General features: G+C 43.6%; 19 protein-coding genes and 1 pseudogene. 6 read left to right on the forward strand and 14 right to left on the reverse strand.

The genetic code is table 11. From position 1 onward, the window contains the following. Nucleotides 1-88: 88 nt before the first annotated feature. The 14 genes and pseudogenes from BLP57_RS00410 to BLP57_RS00480 form a co-directional block, all read right to left on the reverse strand. Nucleotides 89-2,191: a HelD family protein gene (locus BLP57_RS00410; protein WP_092068398.1), complete on the reverse strand. Its 2,103-nt coding sequence runs from the start codon at nt 2,189-2,191 to the stop codon at nt 89-91. A 5-nt stretch (nt 2,192-2,196) separates the two neighbouring features. Beyond that, nucleotides 2,197-2,517, reverse strand: coding sequence for a putative heavy metal-binding protein (locus BLP57_RS00415; protein ID WP_015527228.1), 321 nt, complete (start codon nt 2,515-2,517; stop codon nt 2,197-2,199). A 157-nt stretch (nt 2,518-2,674) separates the two neighbouring features. Then, nucleotides 2,675-5,044, reverse strand: coding sequence for a glycoside hydrolase family 31 protein (locus BLP57_RS00420; RefSeq protein WP_092068401.1), 2,370 nt, complete (start codon nt 5,042-5,044; stop codon nt 2,675-2,677). Nucleotides 5,045-5,216: 172 nt separating this feature from the next. Next, complete coding sequence (locus tag BLP57_RS00425) at nt 5,217-6,086, reverse strand: AraC family transcriptional regulator (protein ID WP_092068404.1); 870 nt, start codon at nt 6,084-6,086, stop codon at nt 5,217-5,219. A gap of 104 nt (nt 6,087-6,190) precedes the next feature. Continuing rightward, the gene (locus BLP57_RS00430) at nt 6,191-6,484 is read right to left on the reverse strand and encodes a hypothetical protein (RefSeq protein ID WP_015527230.1); all 294 of its coding nucleotides are present in this window, start codon (nt 6,482-6,484) and stop codon (nt 6,191-6,193) included. Between the two features lie 124 nt (nt 6,485-6,608). Beyond that, nucleotides 6,609-7,760, reverse strand: a complete 1,152-nt coding sequence (locus tag BLP57_RS00435) for an aminotransferase class V-fold PLP-dependent enzyme (RefSeq protein WP_015527231.1) — start codon at nt 7,758-7,760, stop codon at nt 6,609-6,611. A 4-nt stretch (nt 7,761-7,764) separates the two neighbouring features. Further along, a complete protein-coding gene (locus BLP57_RS00440; RefSeq protein ID WP_092068733.1) occupies nt 7,765-9,132 on the reverse strand; it encodes a hypothetical protein in 1,368 nt (455 codons plus the stop codon). A gap of 395 nt (nt 9,133-9,527) precedes the next feature. Further along, nucleotides 9,528-11,360, reverse strand: coding sequence for an ABC transporter ATP-binding protein (locus tag BLP57_RS00450; protein WP_092068407.1), 1,833 nt, complete (start codon nt 11,358-11,360; stop codon nt 9,528-9,530). Beyond that, nucleotides 11,357-13,519 carry an ABC transporter ATP-binding protein gene (locus BLP57_RS00455; RefSeq protein WP_092068410.1) on the reverse strand — a complete coding sequence of 721 codons (2,163 nt, stop codon included), beginning with the start codon at nt 13,517-13,519 and terminating at the stop codon, nt 11,357-11,359. Before BLP57_RS00455 ends, BLP57_RS00450 begins: the two co-directional genes overlap by 4 nt. Then, entirely contained in the window at nt 13,512-14,030 is a 519-nt protein-coding gene (locus tag BLP57_RS00460) for a MarR family winged helix-turn-helix transcriptional regulator (protein ID WP_242872526.1), read from the reverse strand. Before BLP57_RS00460 ends, BLP57_RS00455 begins: the two co-directional genes overlap by 8 nt. A gap of 302 nt (nt 14,031-14,332) precedes the next feature. Further along, nucleotides 14,333-14,506: a DUF4250 domain-containing protein gene (locus BLP57_RS00465; RefSeq protein WP_044961487.1), complete on the reverse strand. Its 174-nt coding sequence runs from the start codon at nt 14,504-14,506 to the stop codon at nt 14,333-14,335. A gap of 286 nt (nt 14,507-14,792) precedes the next feature. Further along, nucleotides 14,793-17,375, reverse strand: a complete 2,583-nt coding sequence (gene clpB / locus BLP57_RS00470) for an ATP-dependent chaperone ClpB (RefSeq protein ID WP_092068413.1) — start codon at nt 17,373-17,375, stop codon at nt 14,793-14,795. A 278-nt stretch (nt 17,376-17,653) separates the two neighbouring features. Further along, nucleotides 17,654-18,930: pseudogene (locus tag BLP57_RS00475) on the reverse strand (tyrosine-type recombinase/integrase). A gap of 230 nt (nt 18,931-19,160) precedes the next feature. Beyond that, nucleotides 19,161-19,355: a hypothetical protein gene (locus BLP57_RS00480; RefSeq protein WP_092068416.1), complete on the reverse strand. Its 195-nt coding sequence runs from the start codon at nt 19,353-19,355 to the stop codon at nt 19,161-19,163. Between the two features lie 566 nt (nt 19,356-19,921). Here BLP57_RS00480 and BLP57_RS00485 point away from each other — a divergent pair. From BLP57_RS00485 to BLP57_RS00510, 6 genes are all read left to right on the forward strand, one after another. Beyond that, a complete protein-coding gene (locus tag BLP57_RS00485; RefSeq protein WP_092068419.1) occupies nt 19,922-20,473 on the forward strand; it encodes a helix-turn-helix domain-containing protein in 552 nt (183 codons plus the stop codon). Nucleotides 20,474-20,559: 86 nt separating this feature from the next. Continuing rightward, the gene (locus BLP57_RS00490) at nt 20,560-21,471 is read left to right on the forward strand and encodes a helix-turn-helix transcriptional regulator (RefSeq protein WP_092068422.1); all 912 of its coding nucleotides are present in this window, start codon (nt 20,560-20,562) and stop codon (nt 21,469-21,471) included. A gap of 88 nt (nt 21,472-21,559) precedes the next feature. Beyond that, nucleotides 21,560-21,799: a ribonuclease HII gene (locus tag BLP57_RS00495; protein WP_041254354.1), complete on the forward strand. Its 240-nt coding sequence runs from the start codon at nt 21,560-21,562 to the stop codon at nt 21,797-21,799. 75 nt (nt 21,800-21,874) lie between these two features. Beyond that, nucleotides 21,875-22,474, forward strand: coding sequence for an HDOD domain-containing protein (locus BLP57_RS00500; RefSeq protein ID WP_092068427.1), 600 nt, complete (start codon nt 21,875-21,877; stop codon nt 22,472-22,474). Nucleotides 22,475-22,485: 11 nt separating this feature from the next. Further along, complete coding sequence (locus BLP57_RS00505; protein WP_092068738.1) at nt 22,486-23,088, forward strand: sugar O-acetyltransferase; 603 nt, start codon at nt 22,486-22,488, stop codon at nt 23,086-23,088. Next, entirely contained in the window at nt 23,078-23,719 is a 642-nt protein-coding gene (locus BLP57_RS00510; protein ID WP_092068430.1) for an HAD family hydrolase, read from the forward strand. Before BLP57_RS00505 ends, BLP57_RS00510 begins: the two co-directional genes overlap by 11 nt. Nucleotides 23,720-23,800 lie beyond the last annotated feature (81 nt).

The raw sequence follows: 23,800 nt of genomic DNA on the forward strand, positions 1-23,800 counted from the left end.
AGGTATATATAAACAAAAAAGTCATTTCACGACGTCCGGTTATGCTCTGTTCCCAAAGCATCCGGCTTCTGAAATGACTTTTTATATTTTATTTCACAACTTCATACATATACAATTCATGAAGAGCTCTCGTCGCCGCAATATATCTCGCCCGCTCCACGATCGGACTTCGGTCTTCCCCAGGAAATACAGAAAATACTTGATCAAACTCCAGCCCCTTTGCCATGTAGAATGTTGTGACAGTCAGGCCTTTTTGGAAGTTTGTGCTGTCTCTGTGAAGAAGGGACAAACGCTCCTTGGTATCAAAGCCTTCTGCTTCCAGCTTCTCCTTCAGAATGTAGTAAGTTTCCCTTGCTTCATCTGCAGTTCTTGCGATCACTGCTGCTGTTTCATATGAAATAATATCTTCAACACCTTCATCTGCATTCTCAGCTATGACTGCCTGCTTCTCAAGCCGCAGCTCTCTCACTACGCTCTCCAGTGCCTCCTCAAGCCCCGGAAATTCTTTTTCCACAACAGGTTTTCCATGACGTTCAAAAAGCTCCACTTCCGTAATTCCCGCCAGTTTATTGGCATAAGACGCAATCTCAACAGTATTACGGTAGCTCTTGTTCATCACGATCCTGCGTATATCTTTTCCAAAGATCTTAGGCAGAAATGTCAGCACATCCTGTTGCTCGCCGTCCATAGTCTGTTCTCTGTCCCCAAGAATAGTCATCCTACATTTAAAGAGTCTCTGAATGATCAGATACTGGATCATGGAATAATCCTGCATCTCATCCACGATCAGATGGCGCACACCGGAATCCTCCTGCTGAGTTTCCAGCCGATATTTCAGATACAAAACCGGATACACATCCTCATAGCGCAGCTTTCTTTTTTCATACTGAACCTGTGGAAGAGAAGGAAAACCTTCCTGTCTCAGGAAACGGTTGTACAGCACATAGAGATCTCTTGTCTCATACATCCTGTAGAAACGGCTCTTCACAGCCTCCCTTTCCTCATCCGGAAGATCGAATCCCTTAAGAGTCTCCACCTCATCAATGAAATATTCTGCTACTGCATCCATTCTGGAAAGCAGCGGGATATCCATGAATTTAAAGTAAAAAAGCTCTATGATCTCCTGCTCTTTTTTGACCACGCCTCTGTGTTCCACATCACGGAAGTTCATAAGGCTGTCCTCAAGCTCCACCAGATATCCTTCCATACGATCCAGAAAATCCCGTGACAGTTTCTCTTTCAGAAGCTTTTCATCGCATAATCCTGCAATCTGACGCTCGATCAGATCATATCTATCTTCACAGTCAGAAACAACATTTTTCAGTCTCTTGTATGCAAAAAGGTCAAAGCTCATCTCCCGGATATTCTCCTCGCCAAGCTCCGGCAGGATATGGGAAATATAGTCCGAGAACACCCCATTCGGTGAAAGCACCAGCACAGAAGAAGATTTCAGATTTTTCCTGTCATGATACAGGAGATAAGCGATCCTGTGCAGGGCAATGGAAGTCTTTCCGCTTCCTGCTGCTCCCTGGATCACCATGATACGATCCGAAGTGTTTCGGATGATCGCATTCTGCTCCTTCTGGATCGTGCGGATAATATTCTTCAGCTGTACATCACCGTTGCTTCCAAGCTCTGCCTTCAGGATCTCATCGTCGATCTTCACATCACTCTCAAACTCATAGATCATTTTTCCACCGCGGATCTTGTACTGCCACTTGGCAGCAATATCCCCGTGGATCTCGCCAAGCGGAGCCTGGTAGGAAGCCGGTCCCTTGTCAAAATCATAGAACAGTCCGGACACAGGTGCTCTCCAGTCATAGATCAGCGGAAGTCCGCCGTTCTCCTCAGCCAGGTTCGCAATTCCGATATAAAATATCTCCGGCTCATCTTCTCCTTCATAGCAGAAATCCACCCTTCCGAAAAACGGTGAATCCATCATCTTCCTGAATCTCCGACGCAGTTCGATCTTCTCATTGCTGGCATTGATCTCATGGAGAAGTGCCTGCTGGTTATCAAAATTCTCATATCCGTACTGGTCCATCTCTGTATAGTTTTCCCAGTAGTACTCATGCATACCTTCGATTTCTTTCTGTCCGGCCTCTATGGATTCATCCAGCTGTGCGATCCTGTGCTTTAATGACTCTGTCACATGTGAAAGGTATTCACGTCCGTTTTTTACCGCTGCCATAAGCCTTAATCCACCACTACAGCAGTTCCGCTTGCTGTTACCATCAGCATTCCATTATCTGCACCAAGCACTTCGTAGTCAATATCCACACCGATCACTGCATTAGCTCCCATTGCACCTGCACGCTGCTCCAGCTCTGCCAGGGCTTCTCCTCTGGCTTTCTGAAGTTCTTCCTCATAACCGGCGCTTCTGCCGCCAAAGAAATTCCGAAGACCTGCTCCAAGATCTTTCATGAAATTTACTCCTGTGATCACTTCTCCGAATGCGATTCCTTTATATTCACGGATTGCTCTTCCCTCTACAGATGGCGTTGTTGTTATGATCATGGTAAAATCCTCCCGTTTCTGTTGTTTTTTCTCAGGCATAAAAATGCCTTATTACAGAATTATACCCGAAAGCCGTCACGATGTATAGAGTAAAAAAAGGCTGCCCAAAGAGATGCCAGGCACCTTTTCAGACAGTCTTTCCTTATTATCGATTATTTTATTTTACAACTTCAGTCACGTAGGAAACTTCTTCCATTCCCGGATAACTTCCCTGACGCCCGCCAACAGTCAGAGTTCCTGTTTTATCATCCCAGGTAAGCTCTGTTGTTGCATAAGCACCGTTTTCAAAATTGTAGTTATTTCCCTCATCCTCATAAATAGTGAACTTGCAGTCTTCACCTGGATATACCATAAGTTTCACCGGCTCCTCCGGTTTCTGGGATGCATAAACAAGTCCCTCTGCAACAGGAAGGATACTTCCTACTTTTACAAAGATCGGCATCCGGTCGATCGGAGCATCTACGGTTACGTACTGGCCGCCTTCATACTCCTTGTTTGTCCAGTAATCGTACCATTTCGTACCTGCCGGGAGATAGCATTTCCATGTTTTCTCTCTATGGAGCTCAGTACTCTCCGGTCCGTAATACATCGGCTCTGTAACAGCACAGATCAGAAGGGACGGTCCGAACATAAACTCATTCTCAACCTTGCGTGCTTCTTTATCCTCCGGGAAGTCAAAGAGAAGGCTTCTCATAATCGTATAATCATTAAAATGTACAGCACCTGCAAGGGAATAAATATACGGCATCAGATGATAACGGAGCTTGATAAACTTCTCGATGGCATCATAGAACATGGTTCCTTTTTCACCAAAGTTCCAGATTTCTCTTGGTGTATCAGTTCCATGGGAACGGAACATCGGAAGGAAGGTTCCCATCTCCAGCCATCTTGTATACAGCTCACAGTATCCTTTATCCTTCACACCTTCGTTATATTTGCCCTGCCAGAACCATTTCGGCTCCGGATCTGTGTTGCAGCCGCATCCACGGTTCTGCCACTTATCAGCAACTGTAAAGAAAGCGCCGATATCCAGTGTCCAGTATGGATATCCACTCAGTCCCATATTCAGGCCTTCCACGATCTGTGTCTTAAGATTATCCCAGGATGCACAGGTATCGCCTGACCACAGCATTGCAGAATATTTCTGGCCGGAAGCATAGCCGGAACGTGTCAGGTTAAGAACTCGTTTCTCTTCTGTAGTTTTTCTCTGATTCTCATAAATTCCCTTTGCATGCATCAGTGCAAAAGCATTGGCAACAGCAGGATCCAGATATTTCTTGTGCTCACCGCCGACAAGCTCATATCTTTCCCATGGCTCTCTCTTTGCTGCACCACTCCAGTCAGGACCGGAAAACGGTTCTGTGGAATCGCACCACCAGGAATCAAAGCCCTGGTCAAAAAGTCCTTCCTGTGCCTGTTTCCAGTACATTTCTCTCGCTTCTTCATTAAAAGCATCATAAGTCGCATAATCATAAAGAAGATGACCAGTCTTAAAAAACTCTGTATGGTTCTTGCCGCCTGCATTCATATTCGGCCATACGGAAACCATGGTATGGGCATTCAGTTTGTGGATTTCCTCCGCACATTCTTTCATATCTCCGTAACGCTTCTGATCCAGGATCTTCTCGCCCCAGTTTCCAGGATCCCAGGTATTCCAGTCCTGTACCACACAGTCAAGCGGAACCCCGATCTTACGGTAGTGGCGAACAATCTCAAGAAGCTCTTTTGCCGTGTAATACTGCTCTTTGGACTGTACATAGCCATAAGCCCATTTCGGCAGCATCTGCGCCTTGCCTGTAAGATAACGGTAATCATGGATGATCTCATCCATAGTATGACCGCCCATAAAATAATAATCGATCTGATCTACAGTATCCAGAAACAGATAGGAATCTTTCAGATCATCATTAAAAGTCATAAGTGAACAGCAGTCAACAAGAATTCCATATCCTTCTGTGGAAACCAAAACCGGCATCGGGATACGCATGTTATGCTGATATAAGTACTGGCAGTGACCTCTGTAATTGTAAATACCTTCCTCTGCCTGGCCAAGCCCATGGATTTCCTCATCCTCTTTCCATGTGAAGAACAGTTTTCCACGATATGCTGTTCTTACTTTCTCAGCTTTCAGATTCTGGATAAAATTCCTCTCACCGTCAACTGTCTTTACACGGTTGATGATCGGCTCCTCATCGCCTGTATTATAGTGGATCACATCTGTTTCAGTCAGTTCCGGTTTCTTCTGGGAAAGCCACTTGCTTCCGTCTGCATGCTTCCAGATGATATCACCGGATGCAGTGTTGATCTCTGCACAAACTTTCACAGTTTTCACAATGATACTTCCTGCATTTTCCTCTGCTGAAAAATCAACCTCAGGATATTCTTTTTTCTCAATGATCAGGGAGTCCTGTGCCTCTTTGATCTCTTTTCCGGAAACGATCATGCGGATGATCTCCTCTGTCACCGGAACCACCCGGTATGTCAGCTTTCCTGCTTCAAACTGTACATAGCTATCTGTTTTAACCATAATTTCCCTTCTCCTTATCTGTCCGGTAAATCAGACATTAATATTCCGTTTCTGATATCGGAGCCTTTCTAATAAAAAAGCTCCGATATCAGGACAAAATTTCTTACTTTTATCCTAACATCGAAGCCTGATTTCCGTCTATGACTTATCCGCTCATGAATTTTAACTATTTTTACTGTTTCTTCTGCTTCTCATCTTTCGGCGGTTTCCCCACGTGTTTTTTGTAAAGTCTGTAAAAATTGGAAATATTATTAAATCCGCATTCCATGGCGATTTCCGTAACATTTTTATCTGTTTCCCGAAGAAGCTCACGCGCATGGTTGATCCTCATCCTTGTGACATAATCGCTGAAACTGATATTTGTCACCTTACGGAAATAAGAAGAAAAATAGTTGGAACTCATATATACGGAAGAAGCAACTTCTTCCAGAGTGATCTTCTCACAGTAATGATCATCTATGTAATTAAAAGCCTGCTCAAGACGCTTCATTGCATTTTTCTTCTCACGGAGCATTTCCCCTGACTTGCTCTCATCCTGATAAGCCCGGATCAGCATGGTAAGGATGCGAAGTACATTCGCCTTGATCATCAGCGGATAGCCTTCTTTTTTCTGCTGCCATTCGTGATAGATCTCCCAGATACTGGAACGGATCTCTCCGCTTACCTCTTCTTCCCTGCCGATACGGTTCTTAAAATTACTTCCTCTCTCAACAAAAGGCTTCAGATATTCCGTATCAAAAATACTCAGCTTTTCGGCCACGAATTCCGGTGAAAAGATCATCACAAGAAGCTTCATGTCTCCACCGATCAGCTTCCATCCATGAGGCTCCACATTATTGAAGATGATGATGTCATCTTCTTCCATTGTATATTCCTGCCCGTTTACAAAATAATTTCCCTTGCCCCCCAACACACAGGTGATCTCGAAATAGCTGTGCCAGTGATAACTTCCAGGCCGACTGTTCTCCGGTGTCAGTTCCACCTCTGAAATCTGAAAAGGAAATTCTTTGTCAAGGGGTATGTTGTCTCTCTCTAATCGCAAATTCTGCCTCCTGTAAACGCAGACACTGTCATCGCATCAGCTGTTTCCGGCAGGACCGGCAGCCTTTCCAGTGTCTTCTTACGCTCACAATATTATAGCAGATATTATTTTTCCATGCAATCTGTGATAGTTCGTTCTAACTCTTCCAGCTGATCTTCGTGCTTCCCATGGACAGCAATGCGGAAATAATCATTACCCTGAATTCCTTTTATCATATAGTAATCGCTGTCAATCTTAAAAAACGGCTGTTTCAGAATATCAAGATATGTGAATCCACCCAATGGTCTCAGCTTCAGAATGAATTCCCGCTCTACCGGTTCATCCAGAAGATAATCCCAGGCAAACCAGCCGGATTCTGCACATTTTTCCCTGGAAGGCTGTTTTCCTATTATTTTCATAATCGTGTATTCCCCTTTCCTTTACAGGCAGATTTCCCGTGGATCTGCTGTCTGCCCTATATGACTGATTCCTGTGATCGTTCTTCGTAATACATCCGTATAAATTTGCTCTGTAACTTGCCTGCTAAATATTCCGTGCCACAGATGCTGCTATTTCCTTCGCAGCTCCTAAAAATTCCTTTATATCCTTCTCCTCCGTAAACCACGAAACACTTACTCTCACAGTTCCGCCCTCTTCTGTTCCCATTGCCTTATGGATCAATGGCGAACAGTGAAGCCCTGAACGGACAATGATCCCATATCCGCTTTCCAGAATATACGCGGCATCCGAAGCTTTCAGTCCCTGAAAATTCAGGCTCATCACAGGTCCTCTGCATACGTCATGGTTTCCGTAGCTCCTTACACCCTCTATCTGTTCCAGACCACAATAAAGCATTTCCATCAGACGAGCTTCTTTTTCCATAATTGCCGCAAGTCCTGTCTGCTCAATAAACTCCGCCCCAGCCAGAAGTCCTGTGATTCCCGGCATGTTCTGAGTTCCTACCTCATACTCATAATCTTTGTTCTCGTAGGTAAGCTGTGCGCTGTTTCTTCCGGTTCCCCCATATTTCAGAGGCTTCAGCTCAATTCCGCTCCTGACATAAAATCCGCCGGTTCCCTGAATTCCCATCAGACTTTTGTGGCCTGTAAAAATAAGCGCATCTGCTTCCCATTTATCTGCATCAACAGGGATACAGCCAGCACTCTGCGACACATCCACGATCAGGATCAGTCCATGTCTCTTTACAAATTCCCGGATCATCTCCATATCCTGCACACAGCCTGTCACGTTGGAACAGTGGTTCACGATCAGCACACGGCTGTCCGGTCGTACTGCTGTTTCCAGGGCTCCTTCCGTCACTGTCCCGTTTATCGTACACTTCACTACCAGCACCGGATGTTCTCTCAGCTGTTCCAGATTATATACCGGACGTAGCACACTGTTATGCTCTGTCTGCGTTACCAGGATGCTACTGCCTTTTTCACCGTAGTCCAGCCCCCCAAGGACTGTATTCATGCTTTCTGTTGCCCCTGATGTAAAAAATATTCTCTCTGTTTCCCTGATTCCAAGGAGCTGTCCCAGTTTTTCCCGGCAAAGTACTTCCACATCTTTTTTCATGATCGAGCTGCCGCCCCGGAACTGCGAAGCAGGCGTGCCGCTAAGGCACGCCTGCACAGCTTCCAAAACAGCAGGGGGCTTCGGCCAGGAAGTTGCCCCGTTGTTCAGATATATCATCCAATCATCCTTCCAGAATATTGAAGTTCATAATTTTTGCAATCTTCTTGATCATCTTTGTGTAATCACCGAAGATCAGCACCTGATGATGTCCGAATCCTGCAAGATTGTGCATGAATTCTCTTGCATCGTCCATCTGGATGTAGTAGAACGGACTGCAGTATGTATCTGCATATTCAGAACGGATAACCTTGCCTTTCTTGATGCACATGGTATCGCCTGCCGGATTGAAACGTCCAAGTGTGATATAATCATCATCGTTCTCTGTGAAGTCAACCTGCAGTTTTCCACCGAATCCCTGGCCTGTGAATGCCCAGAGTTTGTATGCCAGCGGTTTTGTTCCATAACCGTTCATCTGAAGAGCCGGTACTGCATGGTGGATGCGGAGAAGCTCGTCTGTCTCGTGGTTCGGGTTACCCATGAATGCCGGACGTTTTCCGGCATACTGCATGATCAGCATGGCCATCAGTGCATTAAGATCTTCCTCACATCCGCTTGGAATTCCCTCGTCTTTCATGATGGAATGGCACATACATGGTGTGAATTTACGGTTTTGCGGGATTTCTGTTGTACAGAGCTCATGACATGCGGTTGAGAAAGCGTTGCAGTCATAAATATCCATCATCTTTTTGGCAGCCAGATAATATTTCACGTCATTGATAAACCAGTCTGTGTTTACCTGTGTATCAGTAGATCCAGCAATGATCTTATCTGCAATCGGCTTTGCTTCCTCATCTGTGATCTCATCCATATATTTGAAAATGGATGTAAATGGAAGCTTCACCACTTCAACTCCGTAACGCTGACGAAGGATCTCCGGATCGCGGATCAGACTCTGAATTCCGAATGTAGGCTGAGATCCTGCTGTCAGTACAAGCGCCCTTGTATTGCGAACTGCTTTTCTTACCCAGAGAATATGCATGATCTCATTCACATCCTGAAGATCCATACATACATATGCCTCTACTCCGATGGAACGGCAGTATGCTGCAAAATCAATTCCTTCGTTTCCGTTCTGCCAGATAACGACCGGCTTTCCGAAACGCTCAAGCTTAGGAATTCTCCATCCCATGCAGAGGAAGCAATCGATCTCATCAACATCCTCTCCGATTTTTGCAAAAAGGTCTTTATCTACAACAAAAGACTCATTATAGCGGACATCCACAGGCTCCGTGAATTCTACCTCATCAATAACCCCTTGTAATCCCTTAACTGAATTTTTGAATGCCTCATCAGCTGCTTTTGTCTCAGCTTCAACAGTCATATCCTCTTTATGTCCGGCACGACATGGTCCCTCCCAGAAATGTGTATGTGTCAGACATCCAACCAACGGTTTTACTACAAGTTTCATATCCATTGCTTTCTGTTTCATAATAAAAATACCTCTCTTCTCTTTAACATTCCGCATTTTCCAGTTTGTAGTTTTTCCACACACTCGATATATCCTATTATACTGTATGAATCATGGAATTCCTCTTTATTCTTCCGAACAGACTGTACTTTCTTACGATTTTGTGCTATTTTCATATAATTTATATTATTATTCCCATCATTTTTATATGAATTATACAATATTTATTCACCACATTAACCTGAAAAAATCCGCAAAAAAAGCACCGGAAACGTGGCCGATCCGTTTTTCGGATGGAAGTACATTTCCGGTGCTGTAATCCTGCCCAATACTCAGGTTATCTTATGCCTGTGCCTCTTTCAGCAAAGCAGACATTCGGAATCCGCTTCGCTACTTCCTCATGAACAAAAACAGGATTATGCCTGTTTTTGTTCAAACTGACTGTTATACAGATCCGCATAGAAGCCCTTCCGTGCCAGGAGCTCTTCATGATTTCCCTGCTCAATGATATCTCCGTCCTTCATGACAAGAATCAGATCTGCATCCTTAATGGTAGAAAGTCTGTGGGCGATAACAAAGCTGGTTCTGCCCTTCATCAGGTTATCCATAGCCTTCTGGATCTGCATTTCTGTTCTTGTATCAACGGAAGATGTGGCCTCATCCAGGATCAGGATCTTATTGTCTGCCAGAATTGCTCTTGCAATGGTAAGCAGCTGCTTCTGCCCCTGAGAAACATTACTGGTTTCCTCATCCAGGACCATCTGATAGCCGCCGGGCTGCTGCATGATAAAGTTATGGATATGGGCCGCTTTTGCTGCTGCGATCACCTCTTCATCCGTTGCGTCCAGTCTTCCGTAGCGGATATTTTCCATAATAGTTCCAGAAAACAGCCAGGTGTCCTGCAGCACCATTCCGAACATCTCACGGAGATTGCTGCGGTTGAAGTTCCGGATATCATGTCCGTCAACCTTGATGCTTCCGCCATTTACATCATAAAAACGCATCAGCAGCTTTACGATCGTCGTTTTTCCTGCACCTGTAGGTCCTACAATGGCGATCTTCTGACCGTCATGCACATCTGCGGAAAAATCATTTACAATGATCTTATCCGGATTATAACCGAATTTCACATGCTCAAACTGTACATTTCCTTCCAGTCCCTCAATGGAATCCGGGTTCTCCGGCTGAAGTTCTTCCTCCGGCTCCTCAAGAAATTCAAATACCCGCTCAGAAGCTGCCGCCGAGGACTGCAGAAGGTTTGTAACCTGGGCGATCTGCTGGATCGGCTGTGTAAAGTTACGGATATACTGGAAGAAGGACTGGATATCTCCAACCTCGATAGTTCCTTTGATGGCAAAAATCCCTCCGAGAAGTGCCACCATCACATATCCCAGATTTCCCACAAACTGCATGATCGGCATCATCATTCCGGAAAAGAACTGTGACTTCCATGCAGACTCATAAAGCTTCTGGTTGTCATGCTCAAATTCCTTCAGCGCATCCTGCTCTTTGTTGAATACTCTTACCACATCATGGCCGCCGAAATTTTCCTCAACCTGACCATTTACTTTTCCCAGATACTCCTGCTGTGCCTGGAAATATTTCTGGGAGTGTTTCATCACTTTATTAATGATAAGCATGGAAACCGGCAGGATCAGCACTGCTGCCAGTGTCATCCACACGTTGATGGAAAGCATCATGATAAATACACCGATCAGTGTTGTTACGGATGTGATCAGCTGTGTCATGCTCTGGTTGATGCTCATCTGCAGGGTATCCACATCATTTGTCACCCTGGAAAGGATCTCACCGTTTGTTCTGCTCTCGAAATAATTCATTGGCAGACGGTTGATCTTCTTTGAAATATCCTTTCGGAGATTGTATGTAACATCATTGGAGATCCCCGTCATGACAAATCCCTGGATCAGGGAAAAGCATGCACTTGCCACATACAGTCCCAAAGTCCACAGAAGGATCATTCCGATCTTACCGAAATCAATACCGCCTGTACCGTTTACCTTAGCAACCAGACCATTGAACAGCTCTGTGGTAGCTTTTCCAAGTATCTTCGGGCCTGCAATATTAAACGCTGTACCTGCCACTGCAAAGATAAACATCAGGATAAAACGAAATTTATATCTGCCCATATAGCCAAAGAGCTTTTTCATGGAGTCTTTGAAGTCCTTGGCCTTCTCTGTTGGCTGCATTCCGTGTCCGCCCATCGGACCTCTTCTTCTCTGCTGACTCATGCCAATTCCTCCTCTGATAACTGACTCATGGCAATCTGGCGATATACCTCGCAGGACTTCATCAGCTCCTTATGGCTTCCGATCCCTGCCATATGTCCATCATCCAGTACAAGGATCTTATCTGCATTTAAGATCGTACTGATACGCTGTGCCACGATAATGGTTGTTGCTTCTTTTGTATGTTCTTTCAGCGCTTTTCGAAGTGTGCTGTCTGTTTTGAAATCCAGTGCGGAAAAGCTGTCATCAAAGATAAAGATCTCCGGATCTTTTGCGATAGCTCTGGCAATGGAAAGCCTCTGCTTCTGTCCACCGGAAACATTGCTTCCTCCCTGTGCGATCGGAGTCTTATATCGCTCCGGCTTGGTGTCGATAAACTCCGTAGCCTGTGCAACCTCTGCTGCTTTTTTCACTGCATCTTCCGAAATCTCTGTCTTTCCGTAACGGATATTGGAATCAATGGTTCCTGAGAAAAGTACACCCTTCTGCGGAACATAACCGATCCTGTCACGGACATCCTTCTGTGTCATTTTCCGGACATCCACGCCATCCACTTTCACAGATCCTTCTGTTGCATCATAGAAACGCGGGATCAGATTGATCAGTGTACTCTTACCGCTTCCTGTACTTCCGATGATCGCTACTGTCTCACCTTTTTCTGCCTTGAAGGAAATGTCTGTGATAACATTCTCTCCTGCCTCCGGATATGCGAAGCTTACATGATCAAATTCTACAGTCCCCTTCACATCCTGGGAAGGCTGTACCGGATCCTCCGGATCCTGGACACTGACTTCTGTCTCAAGCACCTCGTTGATACGGCGTGCAGATACATTTGCTCTCGGCAGCATGATAGACATTGCTGTGATCATCAAAAATGACATGATGATCTGCATTGCATACTGGATAAACGCCATAACATCACCAACCTGCATGCTTCCGCTGTCTACTGCATAAGAACCGCTGTAGATGGTCAGTACGGAAACTGCGTTCATGATCAGCATCATCACCGGCATCATAAATGTCATACAACGGTTTACAAAGAGGTTTGTCTTCGTCAGAGTGATATTTGCATCCTCAAAACGCTCCTCCTCGTGTTTCTCCCGGCTGAATGCACGGATAACCGGAATACCGGTAAGGATTTCTCTTGTTACCAGGTTCAGCTTATCTACCATGGTCTGCAGGGCTGTAAATTTCGGCATTGCGATCCTGAACAGCATTGCCATAAATGCCATGATCAGTACAATGGCCACCCCAAGGATCCATGTCATGGAGGAATCTCTCTGAAGCACGCGGATCACACCACCGATTCCAAGGATCGGCGCGTAAAGCACGATACGGAACATCATAGCCATTACCTGCTGGATCTGCTGGATATCGTTCGTGCATCGTGTGATCAGGGATGCTGTTGAAAACTTATGGTACTCTCTGCTGGAAAAACCTATGACTTTGTTATAAACCAGCCCACGGAGATCATGTCCCATAGATGCAGCAACTCTGGATGAAAGAAATACCACACATACTGCAGCCATCATGGTGACCAGTGCCATCAGCACCATGCGGATACCTGTTGCTTTCATGTAATCCATCTGTATGGCATCCACATCTTCACCCATAGCTTCATATTCTACACGAACATAGGAAACACCTGCCTGTGTGATGATGGATTCCTGCATCTTGTCGATCTTTTCTCCGACCTGGTCCTTCATAGCAGCCAAAGCCTCTGCCGGCATCTGAGAAAGAGCCGCCAGTGGATCCGTCCCTTCCGGGATTCCCATTTTTGCAAGAGCTGCCTTTGATTCCTCACTGTCGGACGTCAGAGTAGAAACGATCACCATCGGTTTGCCGAAGATATCGTTGAGTTCTTCTCTGTCTTCTTTGGAGATTTTATCCTTTAATACCAGATCATCTCCCTCTTCCTCATAAAATCCATCCACAGTTTTCGCATCATCCTCTTCCATAAACAGCTTCAGACTGTCCATAGACGTCTTTCTGATCTTCTCAGGAACACTGTCTTCAATACCGTTCTGCTGAATTCCCACATTAATGATATTTGATGTGTAATTCGGCAGAGACAGATCACAGTATGCCTGAAGAAAAAGAAGCGCAATGATGAGTACGATGTAACCTGCAGATCGTTTCAGATATTTCATCAGTTTAATCACGTTTCTGTTCCTTCCTTTCTGTCATGTCCTCCGGCTGAAGCTTTTCTATGGCTTCCTCCGGCTGGATCTTTTCGATATTTACAAGGATCTGCTCCAGAAATCTCCGAAGCAGGCACTGTTCCGCCTCACTGAAGCCTTCCATCATCACGGCCTCATTTTTATGGATCCGTTCCAGTGCTTTTGCCTTGATTTCCTTTCCCTTTTCTGTCATGTAGATCCTGGTCACACGCTGATCCTTTTCATCCGGTTTCTTATAAAGAAAGCCTGCTTTCTCCAGTCTCTGTATCGATACATTTACCGTAGGCGGCTTGATATGCAGGATCTTTGCAATTTCCCGCTGACTCAGGCCATCCCTTCCGGACACAAGCCCCAGAACCGGGATCTGTCCCGGATAAATCCCAAGCTCCTGCATCTGACCAAAGCATTTCGTCATAAAATGACGGTCTACCTTCATAAACAGAGATAAAAAACTGCTCTGCCTTTCTTTCTCATCTTCCTCCTTACAAAACACGCTGTCACTCCTCTCTCATCCGATCAGACACCTGCTCTTTGTTAATGATATACGAAGCAGTGATCTTCTTTTTTAATTAGTCGGCTAACTATATATAATATACATCTGCACAAAAAATGCAATTGATTTTTGTGGATTTTACACTTTTTTAAGATTTACAGCTTCTTTAATTTCCACCTGAAATCTATTAATTAATTTGTTAAACTAATTTATTTTCTGCTGTTTTTCCTATTTTTCCACAAAAAAATACCCGCTTCGTTTTTTTTATTCGAAACGGGTACTTCTTTCTGTTCCTGATTTTCTTATACAAACTGATTCACAGCCGGATCATAAGCATAATCGATCATGTCAAGCTTATCCTCCAGTTCTTTCCTGTTAAGTCCTCTGTCCTCACAGAAGGCATCCAGGGATCTGTAAAAATCCCGCAGCTGTGTATTTACGTAACTTAAAAGCATTACCGGGTCCTTTGGTATCATAATCTGTTTCCATCCTTTTGTCTGATATTTATCCAATATCCCAGATGCTGCTGGATAGCTGTCTGATCTGAAATATCAGATTTACTATCTTACCAATTTTATTTTTTGTCAAGAGCCAGTAAAAAATTTTTCAGGATTTTTTATTTCTTCAGTATCTGATAAAAATATTCCATTCCTTGTCCAAAAAAAGAACTGCTTGGTTCCGATTTTCATCCTGAAATGAATTTCTATCAGAACCGACAGTTCTTTTCCTTGTCAATCTATCATAACTTTATGGAGTTATTTTTTACTTCGTGCTGACGGTAAACGCTCCGTCCTTCACATCCAGCACAATGGTATCTCCGGCATGTACATCACCGGAAAGGATCTTCTTTGCTGTCAGTGTCTCCACATAATTCTGGAGATAACGCTTCAGAGGACGTGCGCCGTAAACAGGATCATAACCGTTATCCACTACCATCTGTTTGGCAGCATCTGTAAGCTCCAGAGAAAGCTCCTGGTCAGCCAGACGGTCGCTGAGCTCTTTGACCATAAGATCTACGATCTTACCTACATTATCCTTGGTCAGCGGCTTGAACATGATGATCTCATCCAGACGGTTCAGAAATTCCGGGCGGAAATGACCACGAAGATCATTCATAACCTGTTCCTGTGCCTCCGGTTTGATATCTCCCTTCTCGTCGATACCGTCAAGAAGGTACGGAGAACCAATGTTGGAAGTCATGATCAGGATCGTATTCTTAAAATCAACCGTACGTCCCTGTGAATCCGTGATACGTCCATCGTCCAGTACCTGCAGAAGTACATTGAATACATCCGGGTGAGCCTTCTCGATCTCATCAAAAAGAACAACACTGTACGGTTTTCTTCGAACGGCCTCTGTCAGCTGTCCGCCTTCCTCATATCCGACATATCCTGGAGGCGCTCCGATCAGACGGGACACGGAATATTTCTCCATGTATTCACTCATATCGATACGGACCATATTCTGCTCATCGTCAAACAGTGTGGCAGCCAGAGTCTTGGCAAGCTCTGTTTTACCAACACCGGTTGGTCCGAGGAACAGGAAGGAACCGATTGGCTTTGTGGGATCCTTGATTCCGGCTTTGGAACGAAGGATCGCATCTGTTACAAGACGAACACCCTCATCCTGTCCTACTACACGTTTGTGCAGCTCATCCTCAAGGCCCAGCAGCTTGGTTCTCTCGCCTTCTGTCAGCTTGGTTACCGGAATACCGGTCCATCTGGAAATGATACGAGCAATCTCATCATCTGTGACAGCCTCATGTACCAGGCTTCTGTCACTCTCCTTAACCTGCTTTTCCTCAATCTCCAGCTGCTGCTGAAGCTTCGGCAGCTCGCCATACTGCAGCTCTGCTGCTTTCTCCAGATCGTAATTCTGTTTTGCTTTCTGGATCTGTTTATTGATATCCTCGATCTGCTCACGTAATTTCTGAAGCTTCTCTACGGAATGCTTCTCATTATCCCACTGAGCTTTCTGAGTATTAAAAGTATCTCTCAGCTCTGCAAGTTCTTTCTGCAGATCAGCCAGACGCTCTTTACTTAAGTTGTCAGTTTCTTTTTTCAGGGCAGACTCTTCAATCTCCAGCTGCATGATCTTACGTCTCTGCTCATCCAGCTCTGTCGGCATGGAATCCAGCTCCGTCTTAATCAGCGCACAGGCTTCATCAACAAGGTCGATGGCCTTATCCGGAAGAAAACGGTCTGTAATGTATCTGTGTGAAAGTGTGGCAGCTGCAACCAGAGCACTGTCTGTGATCTTAACACCGTGAAATACCTCATATCTTTCCTTCAGGCCACGGAGAATGGAAATGGTGTCTTCCACTGTCGGCTCATTTACCATAACCGGCTGGAAACGACGGGCAAGTGCAGCATCCTTCTCAATGTACTGTCGGTACTCATCCAGAGTTGTTGCACCGATACAGTGCAGCTCACCTCTGGCAAGCATAGGCTTCAGCATGTTTCCTGCGTCCATGGCGCCATCTGTCTTACCTGCACCCACGATCAGATGAAGCTCATCGATAAACAGAATGATCTGTCCTTCACTCTTCTTCACTTCCTCAAGTACCGCTTTCAGACGTTCCTCAAACTCACCACGATACTTGGCACCTGCAACCAGCGCACCCATATCCAGGGCAAAAATCTTCTTATTCTTAAGACCTTCCGGTACATCTCCTGCCACAATACGCTGTGCCAGTCCCTCGATGGCTGCTGTTTTACCAACGCCAGGCTCACCGATGAGAACCGGGTTGTTCTTGGTCTTACGAGAAAGGATACGGATAATATTCCGGATCTCCATATCACGGCCGATCACCGGATCAAGCTTTTGATTCTTCGCCTTCTCCACAAGATCCTCACCGTATTTATTCAGGGTATCATAGGTTGCCTCCGGGTTGTCACTGACAACTCTCTGGTTTCCCCTGACTGTAGATAATGCCTGAAGAAAACGCTCTCTGGTGATTCCGAATTCATTGAATAGCTTCTTCATGCTCGGGCTTGGATTCTTCAGCATGGAAAGAAACAGATGCTCAACCGATACATACTCATCTCCCATAGCCTTCGCTTCGTCCTCTGCACTGACCAGTGCCTTGTTCAGATACTGACCAAATCGAAGCTCTCCACCGGAAACCTTAACTCTGGCATCCAGCGCCCTCTTAACTGTGTCAATAAAATATTCCTTCTGTATTTCCATCTTCTCGATCAGCTTGAGGATCAGGCTGTCCTCCTGTGTCAGCAAAGCATACAGAAGGTGTTCCTCTTCGATCTCCTGATTGCCATATTCATAAGCAATCTTTTCAAGATCCTGGACAGCCTGTACGGATTTCTGTGTAAATTTACTGATATTCATAGGCTTTCCTCCTATTCTATGAAAAGCATTTCCAATATTCGCATACCGGAAATGCTGTGCTTTTTTCTTGTTCTAGGAGAACTATAACACTATTTGTTAGCACTGTCAAGAGGTGAGTGCTAATTATTTTGTGAAGCCCTGATTTTACGGGCTTCACAGGGATTTTTCACTTGCTTTCGCACTCGATTTTCTTGATTTGACCACATTTTTACGACAAATTCTTGGAAAAATATATTCGTCTGATTTTCTTACCACATTTTACGACAACGGCTTCTGGTTTATACCACAGCAGGTACGGTTTCCGGCAGGTTCATTTTAGACATCTCGTTCTCCACATGAGACTTCTCTGCAATATGATTGTAGACATTCATTGTGATCTGTGCATCCGAATGTTCTTCGCTCCGCTGCGGTCGGTGCTAAACGGATGTCCACCGGACATCCAGCACCCCATCACATACTGCATAACTTTGGGATTGACATTATTCTCACCCAGTCTGGTACATCCCGTATGACGAAGAGTATGCGATGAAATAGGCGGCATCAGCTCCGGCTCTCGCTTCTCTTCTTCTGCCAGTTTGCCTTCTTTCTTATTATAGGCATTGACAATATTTTTCAGAAAGCTGTTCACTCCCGCCGGCATGATCGGACGTCCATGCTTTGTATTGAAGATGAATCCACTGCGTCCACCAATCTCCACATTACTCTGTAAACCAAGCATCAGGTTCAGCTCTCTCTGTTCACGGAACGCATCATATACCATCTGTGTCATAGGAATGTCTCTGATTCCTGCATCCGTTTTGGTTTCTGAATCATGGAAACAATACCCTTCATCACCTTCATAATACACAAGCTGTCCACCTACATGGATCTCTCGGTTCTTCATATCCACATCCGACCAGGTTAAGCCGATGGTTTCACTCACTCTCAGGCAAGCCCCAAACATAACCTGCATCATTGGAAGATGAGGCTTATACACATTACTCTGTTCAACAAACTTCAGAAGTTTTTCCTGCTGTTCCAGTGTCAGTGCTTCTTTCTCCTTTGCCGGAGCCCCGTAATCTCCAAGTGTTCCTGTTACCGGATTCTTACGGATAATCCCATCTTCCACTGCCAGTTCAAAACTGGGATTCAATAAGCCATAAAGACCTTTGATCGTACTGTGTGCCAGTCCTTCATCTGACAATGCGGAAAAGAACATCCTTACGTGAGATGTCTTAAAATCTACAACACGAATGTTTCCCAAAGTATTTCGTATCCGGTAGTCCCACATACAGATATAATTCTTTTTCGTTCTTTCCTTGATATTCTTTGTTGCCATGTATCGCTCAAACAACGTATTTACAGTCAGCTTCTTGACTGATGCGTCTGTAATAAGCAGATCCTCCATATCCTTATTGATCTTCTTTTCCATTTCTCGCAGACTCGCCAGATCAGCTGCATAAACCGAATTACGCTTTCCGGTAATTTCATCCTTGTAGCGATACTCATAACGTCCATCCGGGCGCTGGTATTCACCTGTTTTTAAATTTCTGCCTTTATTATCTTTTCTTGCCATATCAATCATTCCTTTCACTTCATTTTTCGTTATTCGGAATGATTTTTGTCCTGTCGGTATCAGTCATTTACTGTCTGATATCTGCTCACAGATTAACATAATATTTTATGATTTCCAAGGGTAAATTCCTGCAAAATGCTAATTTTTATCTGCCTTGTTTACAGGAATTTTTCCCTTTTTTACTTTTCATTCCGAAGGAAAGTTGTTGTATTTTATCCTCTCATCTTTCATTACACTGCCATTGCATCAATATATTTTTTTATCTTATCCACGTTATAAAGAACACGTCTTCCAATAATCACTCTTGCTTCTGCATAATCTGCAATTTTCTTTGCAGTTACTTCTCCGCAGGATAACATTGCCATTAATCCTTCAATATCTACCGTCAGACGGTCCTCAGCCTTATACTCTGTTGTTTTTCTCATGATGCACCTACCTCCTTTCCTCCGTATTCTTCTGCATCACCTCCCAGACAGCGGTTATGTCCGTTGTCAGTACATCTACTTTTTATTTGGATTTCTTACGATGATTTTCCATTCCGTTCAGCGTGTTGGCTTCCATTTGTATATGGCGGTGTCAACGTTACAATTGACCTCTATCAGAAATCTTTCTGAATACTGGCAGCTTCTTCGGGGGCATACCAGCCGTTGCCGGAGTATCTTCGGTTTCCACATACTACTCTCTGATACAGCGGTGGAATCCTGTGTTACCTTTAAGCCCCGAAAGGCACCCATACAGCTCATTTAATTTTCAAGGTTCAACAATCAAAAGTTTTTGTAAGTATACATTTTTGTACCTACTCCGATTTAATGCCATTATATCCCCAGTTACTGCTAATGTCAATAGCACTTCATGCGTTTTAGGTTCTTTTTTGTACTCTTTTTTATTGATTTTCTGCTATCTTGTGTTATAATATGGACAAATAGTTATTCATTTCTTGATTTTACTATCTTCTATGGATGTTTATCAGGACTAATGCAGAGGTGACTTTATGAATTTTAATCTGAAACTAAAAAAAATCCGGACATTCCGGAAAATGACACAAAAAGAACTGTCAGAGAAGATCGGACTGACCGATCAGCATAGAATTGTACAATATGAAAAAGGTGTTCGTGTTCCAAAAAAAGATCTGGTTGATAAAATGGCTAAGGCTCTTGATGTTAATCCTTATACCCTCTATGATACCGCTGGACGTGACGCTTCCGAAATGATGGAACTGCTTTTCTGGCTGGATGAATTTAATCCATCTGCCCTGCATCTGTTTCTTCCTCGGAAATTTCCTGGTGAAAAATGCAATGAAGTAGCAGACACTTCCGTTTACTATCACGACAATGATAGCTGGCCGGCTCATGCTCCTGTCTGTATGTGGTTTGATTATGGAGTTCTGAATGATTTTCTAAAAGAATGGGTGGTTCGAATGGATGAACTGAAATCCGGTGTGATTACCAGAGATGAATATTTTGAATGGAAAATCAACTGGCCGTATACCTGTGATGATTGTGGAAAATATGAACCTAAGAAACAATGGCGAAAAAACTTTTAAAACTACAAACCGAAAATTTAAAATGGATTTCCGTATATTTAACCTATAAAGTAGATACAAAATCCCAGATGTACAGGTGAACAGACATGAAAAATATCCATAGCATTGAATTTTATACCGGAAGCAAGGAAGAATTGCTTCCAGATTTTGAAAAAGATTTTCCCTATATCGCTTCGAGGGCAGAACTTGACAAGTATATAGGGGGTTATGTACCGTGGCACTGGCACAGGACAGTGGAACTTTTTTATATGGAAAGCGGCAGCATTGAATATGATACGCCAGGAGGAAAAATATTGTTTCCGGCTGGAAGCGGCGGCATGATAAATCCCAATGTACTCCATATGACAAAAGCAATATCGCAGAGAGAAAAGAATATACAGCTACTTCATATTTTCGATGTTTCCTTACTTGCCGGAGAACAGGGAAGCAGGATTGAACAAAAATATATTGCGCCTGTCATAACAGCCCCGCAGATTGAGGTAATCCCGCTTTTTCCGGGCAATGCAGAAGAAGAAAGAATTTTGAAATTGCTTGCTGCCTCATTTCGTTTATCCAGTGATGAATTTGGATATGAAATAAAACTGCGGGAAGCCCTAACTGAAATATGGCTCATGCTTTTTGAACTATCTTGCTCTATGCGTGAAAAGAAAGGGGAACATAACAAAAGCAACGATAAAATAAAGTTGATGATGATATACATTCATGAACATTACAGAGAAAAAATATCTATTCCGGAACTTGCTGCGGCAGCATATCTAAGCGAAAGGGAGTGTTATAGAGTGTTCCATGACTGTCTACACATGACACCCGTAGAGTATATAACAACTTATCGTCTACAAATTGCCTGTCAGATGTTGGCAAAGGGGCAGGAACCTATTACCGTTATCAGCCATGAGTGCGGTTTAGTGAGCAGCAGTTATTTTGGAAAAGTTTTTCGGGAATATGCATATTGTTCACCTACAGAATATAGAAAAAAATGGCAGAATAGTGATATGTAATGGCGGAAAAGAAATATTTTTCCTATGTCTTTTGCATTATAATGATACCTGTAAAGTAAATCAGCAATTTACAGGAGGTGAACGCAAAGTGATAAAACTAAACATTCTGAACATGAAAAATTTTTTAGATACTGTCAATGCCTGCATTGGCAAAGTATATATGCTCTGCCCGAACGGTAAAAAACAAAACATTAATGGGGAAGAAAAGATACAGGACAGTTTGTGGCGACAATACTTCCAAAACAAAAACTGTCTGTGTCTTATTTTAGAAATTCCGAATCCAACGGACTATATGAACATTGTTTCGTACTATGCAGGGGATTGCTGATTTGTCTGCAAATATTTCATTATAAAGGGCCGGGCGTTTTATTTTTCGGCCCCGCCCTTTTGAAAGGAGTTAAAAATGGAGTTGAACCTTCAAACCGCAGAATTGGCATTAAGGGAAGCGTCAGAATCCAATCCGGGAGCATGGGCAGATCATTCCCGGTTTGTAGCCGAAGCCTGTAAAAACATTGCATCACATTGTAAAGATTTATCTTCTGAACAGGCATATATTTTCGGGTTATTGCATGATATTGGCCGCTATGCCGGAGTGAGTTCGGAAAGGCATCTGATAGACGGCTATCGGTACTGTATGGAGCGCGGATGGGAAAAAGCTGCACAAATATGTATATCCCACGCATTTATGATTCAGGATATTGCCACATCTATCGGTGTGTTTGATGTTAGTGATGAGGATTACCTGTTTATGAAAGAATTTGTTGCAAATGCGGTATATGATGATTATGACCATCTTGTACAATTATGTGACGCATTGGCTATGCCGACGGGATTCTGTCTTTTGGAAAAGAGATTTGTAGATGTGACAATACGGTACGGTGTTCACACGGCGACAATAGACAGGTGGAAAAGGATTTTAGAGATTAAAGAACAGTTTGAAAATCAGATCGGCTGTTCTATCTATTCTCTGCTTCCGGGTATTGTGGAAAACAGTTTTCGTTAAGGATGAATATTGTGTATTACGAATCCAGTGATTTTTTGGAAACTGCAGACAGCGATACGTTAAAGCAGATTGCCCGCACAAGGGAATTAACAAGGGAATATTATTTTTCTGATTATGGAGATATAGAAAAACGCACTTCTATTCTTCGGGAGCTGTTGGGTGGAATAGGAGAAAACGTGTTAATCGACACGCCTTTTCATTGTGACTATGGAAAAAATATATTTTTGGGAAATGATGTGATAATCAATATGAATTGTACCTTTGTGGATAACAAAACTATCCGAATTGGTGACAGGGTATTGATTGCGTCAAATGTGCAGATATATACATCTTCACATCCTGTCTTGCCACAGGAAAGGCTTGTGCCGGATTGGATGGAACGTCAGACAACATTTTTCAGAACCTATGCACGTCCGATAGAGATAGAAAACAACGTCTGGATTGGCGGCGGCTGTATTCTTCTTCCCGGAGTCACTATAGGAGAAAACAGCGTGATAGGGGCTGGAAGCGTAGTTACCTGCCCTGTCCCTCCTAATTGTGTTGCAGTAGGGAATCCATGCAGGGTAATACGTTATTTTGATACAGGCAGGGAAAGGTGGCAGCATGAAGTATAAGCATATTGTTTTTGACATTGACGGTACTCTGATTGATACGGAATATGCTGTATTACATTCTTTACAGGAAACTATAAAGGAATTGTCCGGGAGAAAGATACCATGTTCTGAACTAAGATTTGCGTTAGGTATTACAGGAACAAACGCTTTGAAAAAACTTGAGATAAAAGACACTTCCTATGCGATAGAATTATGGGATAAAAATATGCGTAACTATACAAATACCATTAAAGTATTTGACGGAATCATTGAATTATTGAAAAATCTTCTAAGCCTGGATTATAAAATGGGGATTGTCACATCAAAGACAAGGGAAGAATTTACACATGATTTTTGTCCGTTTGGTATCAGTCATTATTTTAAAACAATCATATGTGCAGACGATACACAGGAACATAAACCCAATGCCGCACCGATTTTGAAATATGTGGAATTATCAAAAACAGACCATAGTAAAGTGCTTTATATTGGAGACAGCAAATATGACAGTAAATGTGCGGAAGATGCAGGAATTGATTTTGCTTTGGCAGTATGGGGCAGTCATAATAAGCACATAAAAGCAGATTATTTTTTAGAAAGACCTGCTGACCTGTTATCTGCTATCACTTCAGAGAAATTGTATTGGCAATGAACTCTCTGCATCTATCCACATCTGCAAATTTGGCTGTCAGCAACTTGATGGAGCTTTCATCTTCTACGTTCCACTTCAGTC

The sequence above is a fragment of the Blautia sp. SF-50 genome (genome assembly GCF_900101315.1).
GTDB lineage: Bacteria > Bacillota > Clostridia > Lachnospirales > Lachnospiraceae > Blautia_A > Blautia_A fusiformis.

What these genes read in the sequence shown, in the direction of transcription:
- BLP57_RS00420 (WP_092068401.1), bottom strand. Translation starts at nt 5,044, where the DNA reads ATGGTTAAAACAGATAGCTATGTACAGTTTGAAGCAGGAAAGCTGACA.
- BLP57_RS00485 (WP_092068419.1), top strand. Translation starts at nt 19,922, where the DNA reads ATGAATTTTAATCTGAAACTAAAAAAAATCCGGACATTCCGGAAAATG.
- BLP57_RS00500 (WP_092068427.1), top strand. Translation starts at nt 21,875, where the DNA reads ATGGAGTTGAACCTTCAAACCGCAGAATTGGCATTAAGGGAAGCGTCA.
- clpB (WP_092068413.1), bottom strand. Translation starts at nt 17,375, where the DNA reads ATGAATATCAGTAAATTTACACAGAAATCCGTACAGGCTGTCCAGGAT.
- BLP57_RS00490 (WP_092068422.1), top strand. Translation starts at nt 20,560, where the DNA reads ATGAAAAATATCCATAGCATTGAATTTTATACCGGAAGCAAGGAAGAA.
- BLP57_RS00465 (WP_044961487.1), bottom strand. Translation starts at nt 14,506, where the DNA reads ATGATACCAAAGGACCCGGTAATGCTTTTAAGTTACGTAAATACACAG.
- BLP57_RS00430 (WP_015527230.1), bottom strand. Translation starts at nt 6,484, where the DNA reads ATGAAAATAATAGGAAAACAGCCTTCCAGGGAAAAATGTGCAGAATCC.
- BLP57_RS00450 (WP_092068407.1), bottom strand. Translation starts at nt 11,360, where the DNA reads ATGAGTCAGCAGAGAAGAAGAGGTCCGATGGGCGGACACGGAATGCAG.
- BLP57_RS00440 (WP_092068733.1), bottom strand. Translation starts at nt 9,132, where the DNA reads ATGAAACAGAAAGCAATGGATATGAAACTTGTAGTAAAACCGTTGGTT.
- BLP57_RS00435 (WP_015527231.1), bottom strand. Translation starts at nt 7,760, where the DNA reads ATGATATATCTGAACAACGGGGCAACTTCCTGGCCGAAGCCCCCTGCT.
- BLP57_RS00510 (WP_092068430.1), top strand. Translation starts at nt 23,078, where the DNA reads ATGAAGTATAAGCATATTGTTTTTGACATTGACGGTACTCTGATTGAT.
- BLP57_RS00415 (WP_015527228.1), bottom strand. Translation starts at nt 2,517, where the DNA reads ATGATCATAACAACAACGCCATCTGTAGAGGGAAGAGCAATCCGTGAA.
- BLP57_RS00410 (WP_092068398.1), bottom strand. Translation starts at nt 2,191, where the DNA reads ATGGCAGCGGTAAAAAACGGACGTGAATACCTTTCACATGTGACAGAG.
- BLP57_RS00480 (WP_092068416.1), bottom strand. Translation starts at nt 19,355, where the DNA reads ATGAGAAAAACAACAGAGTATAAGGCTGAGGACCGTCTGACGGTAGAT.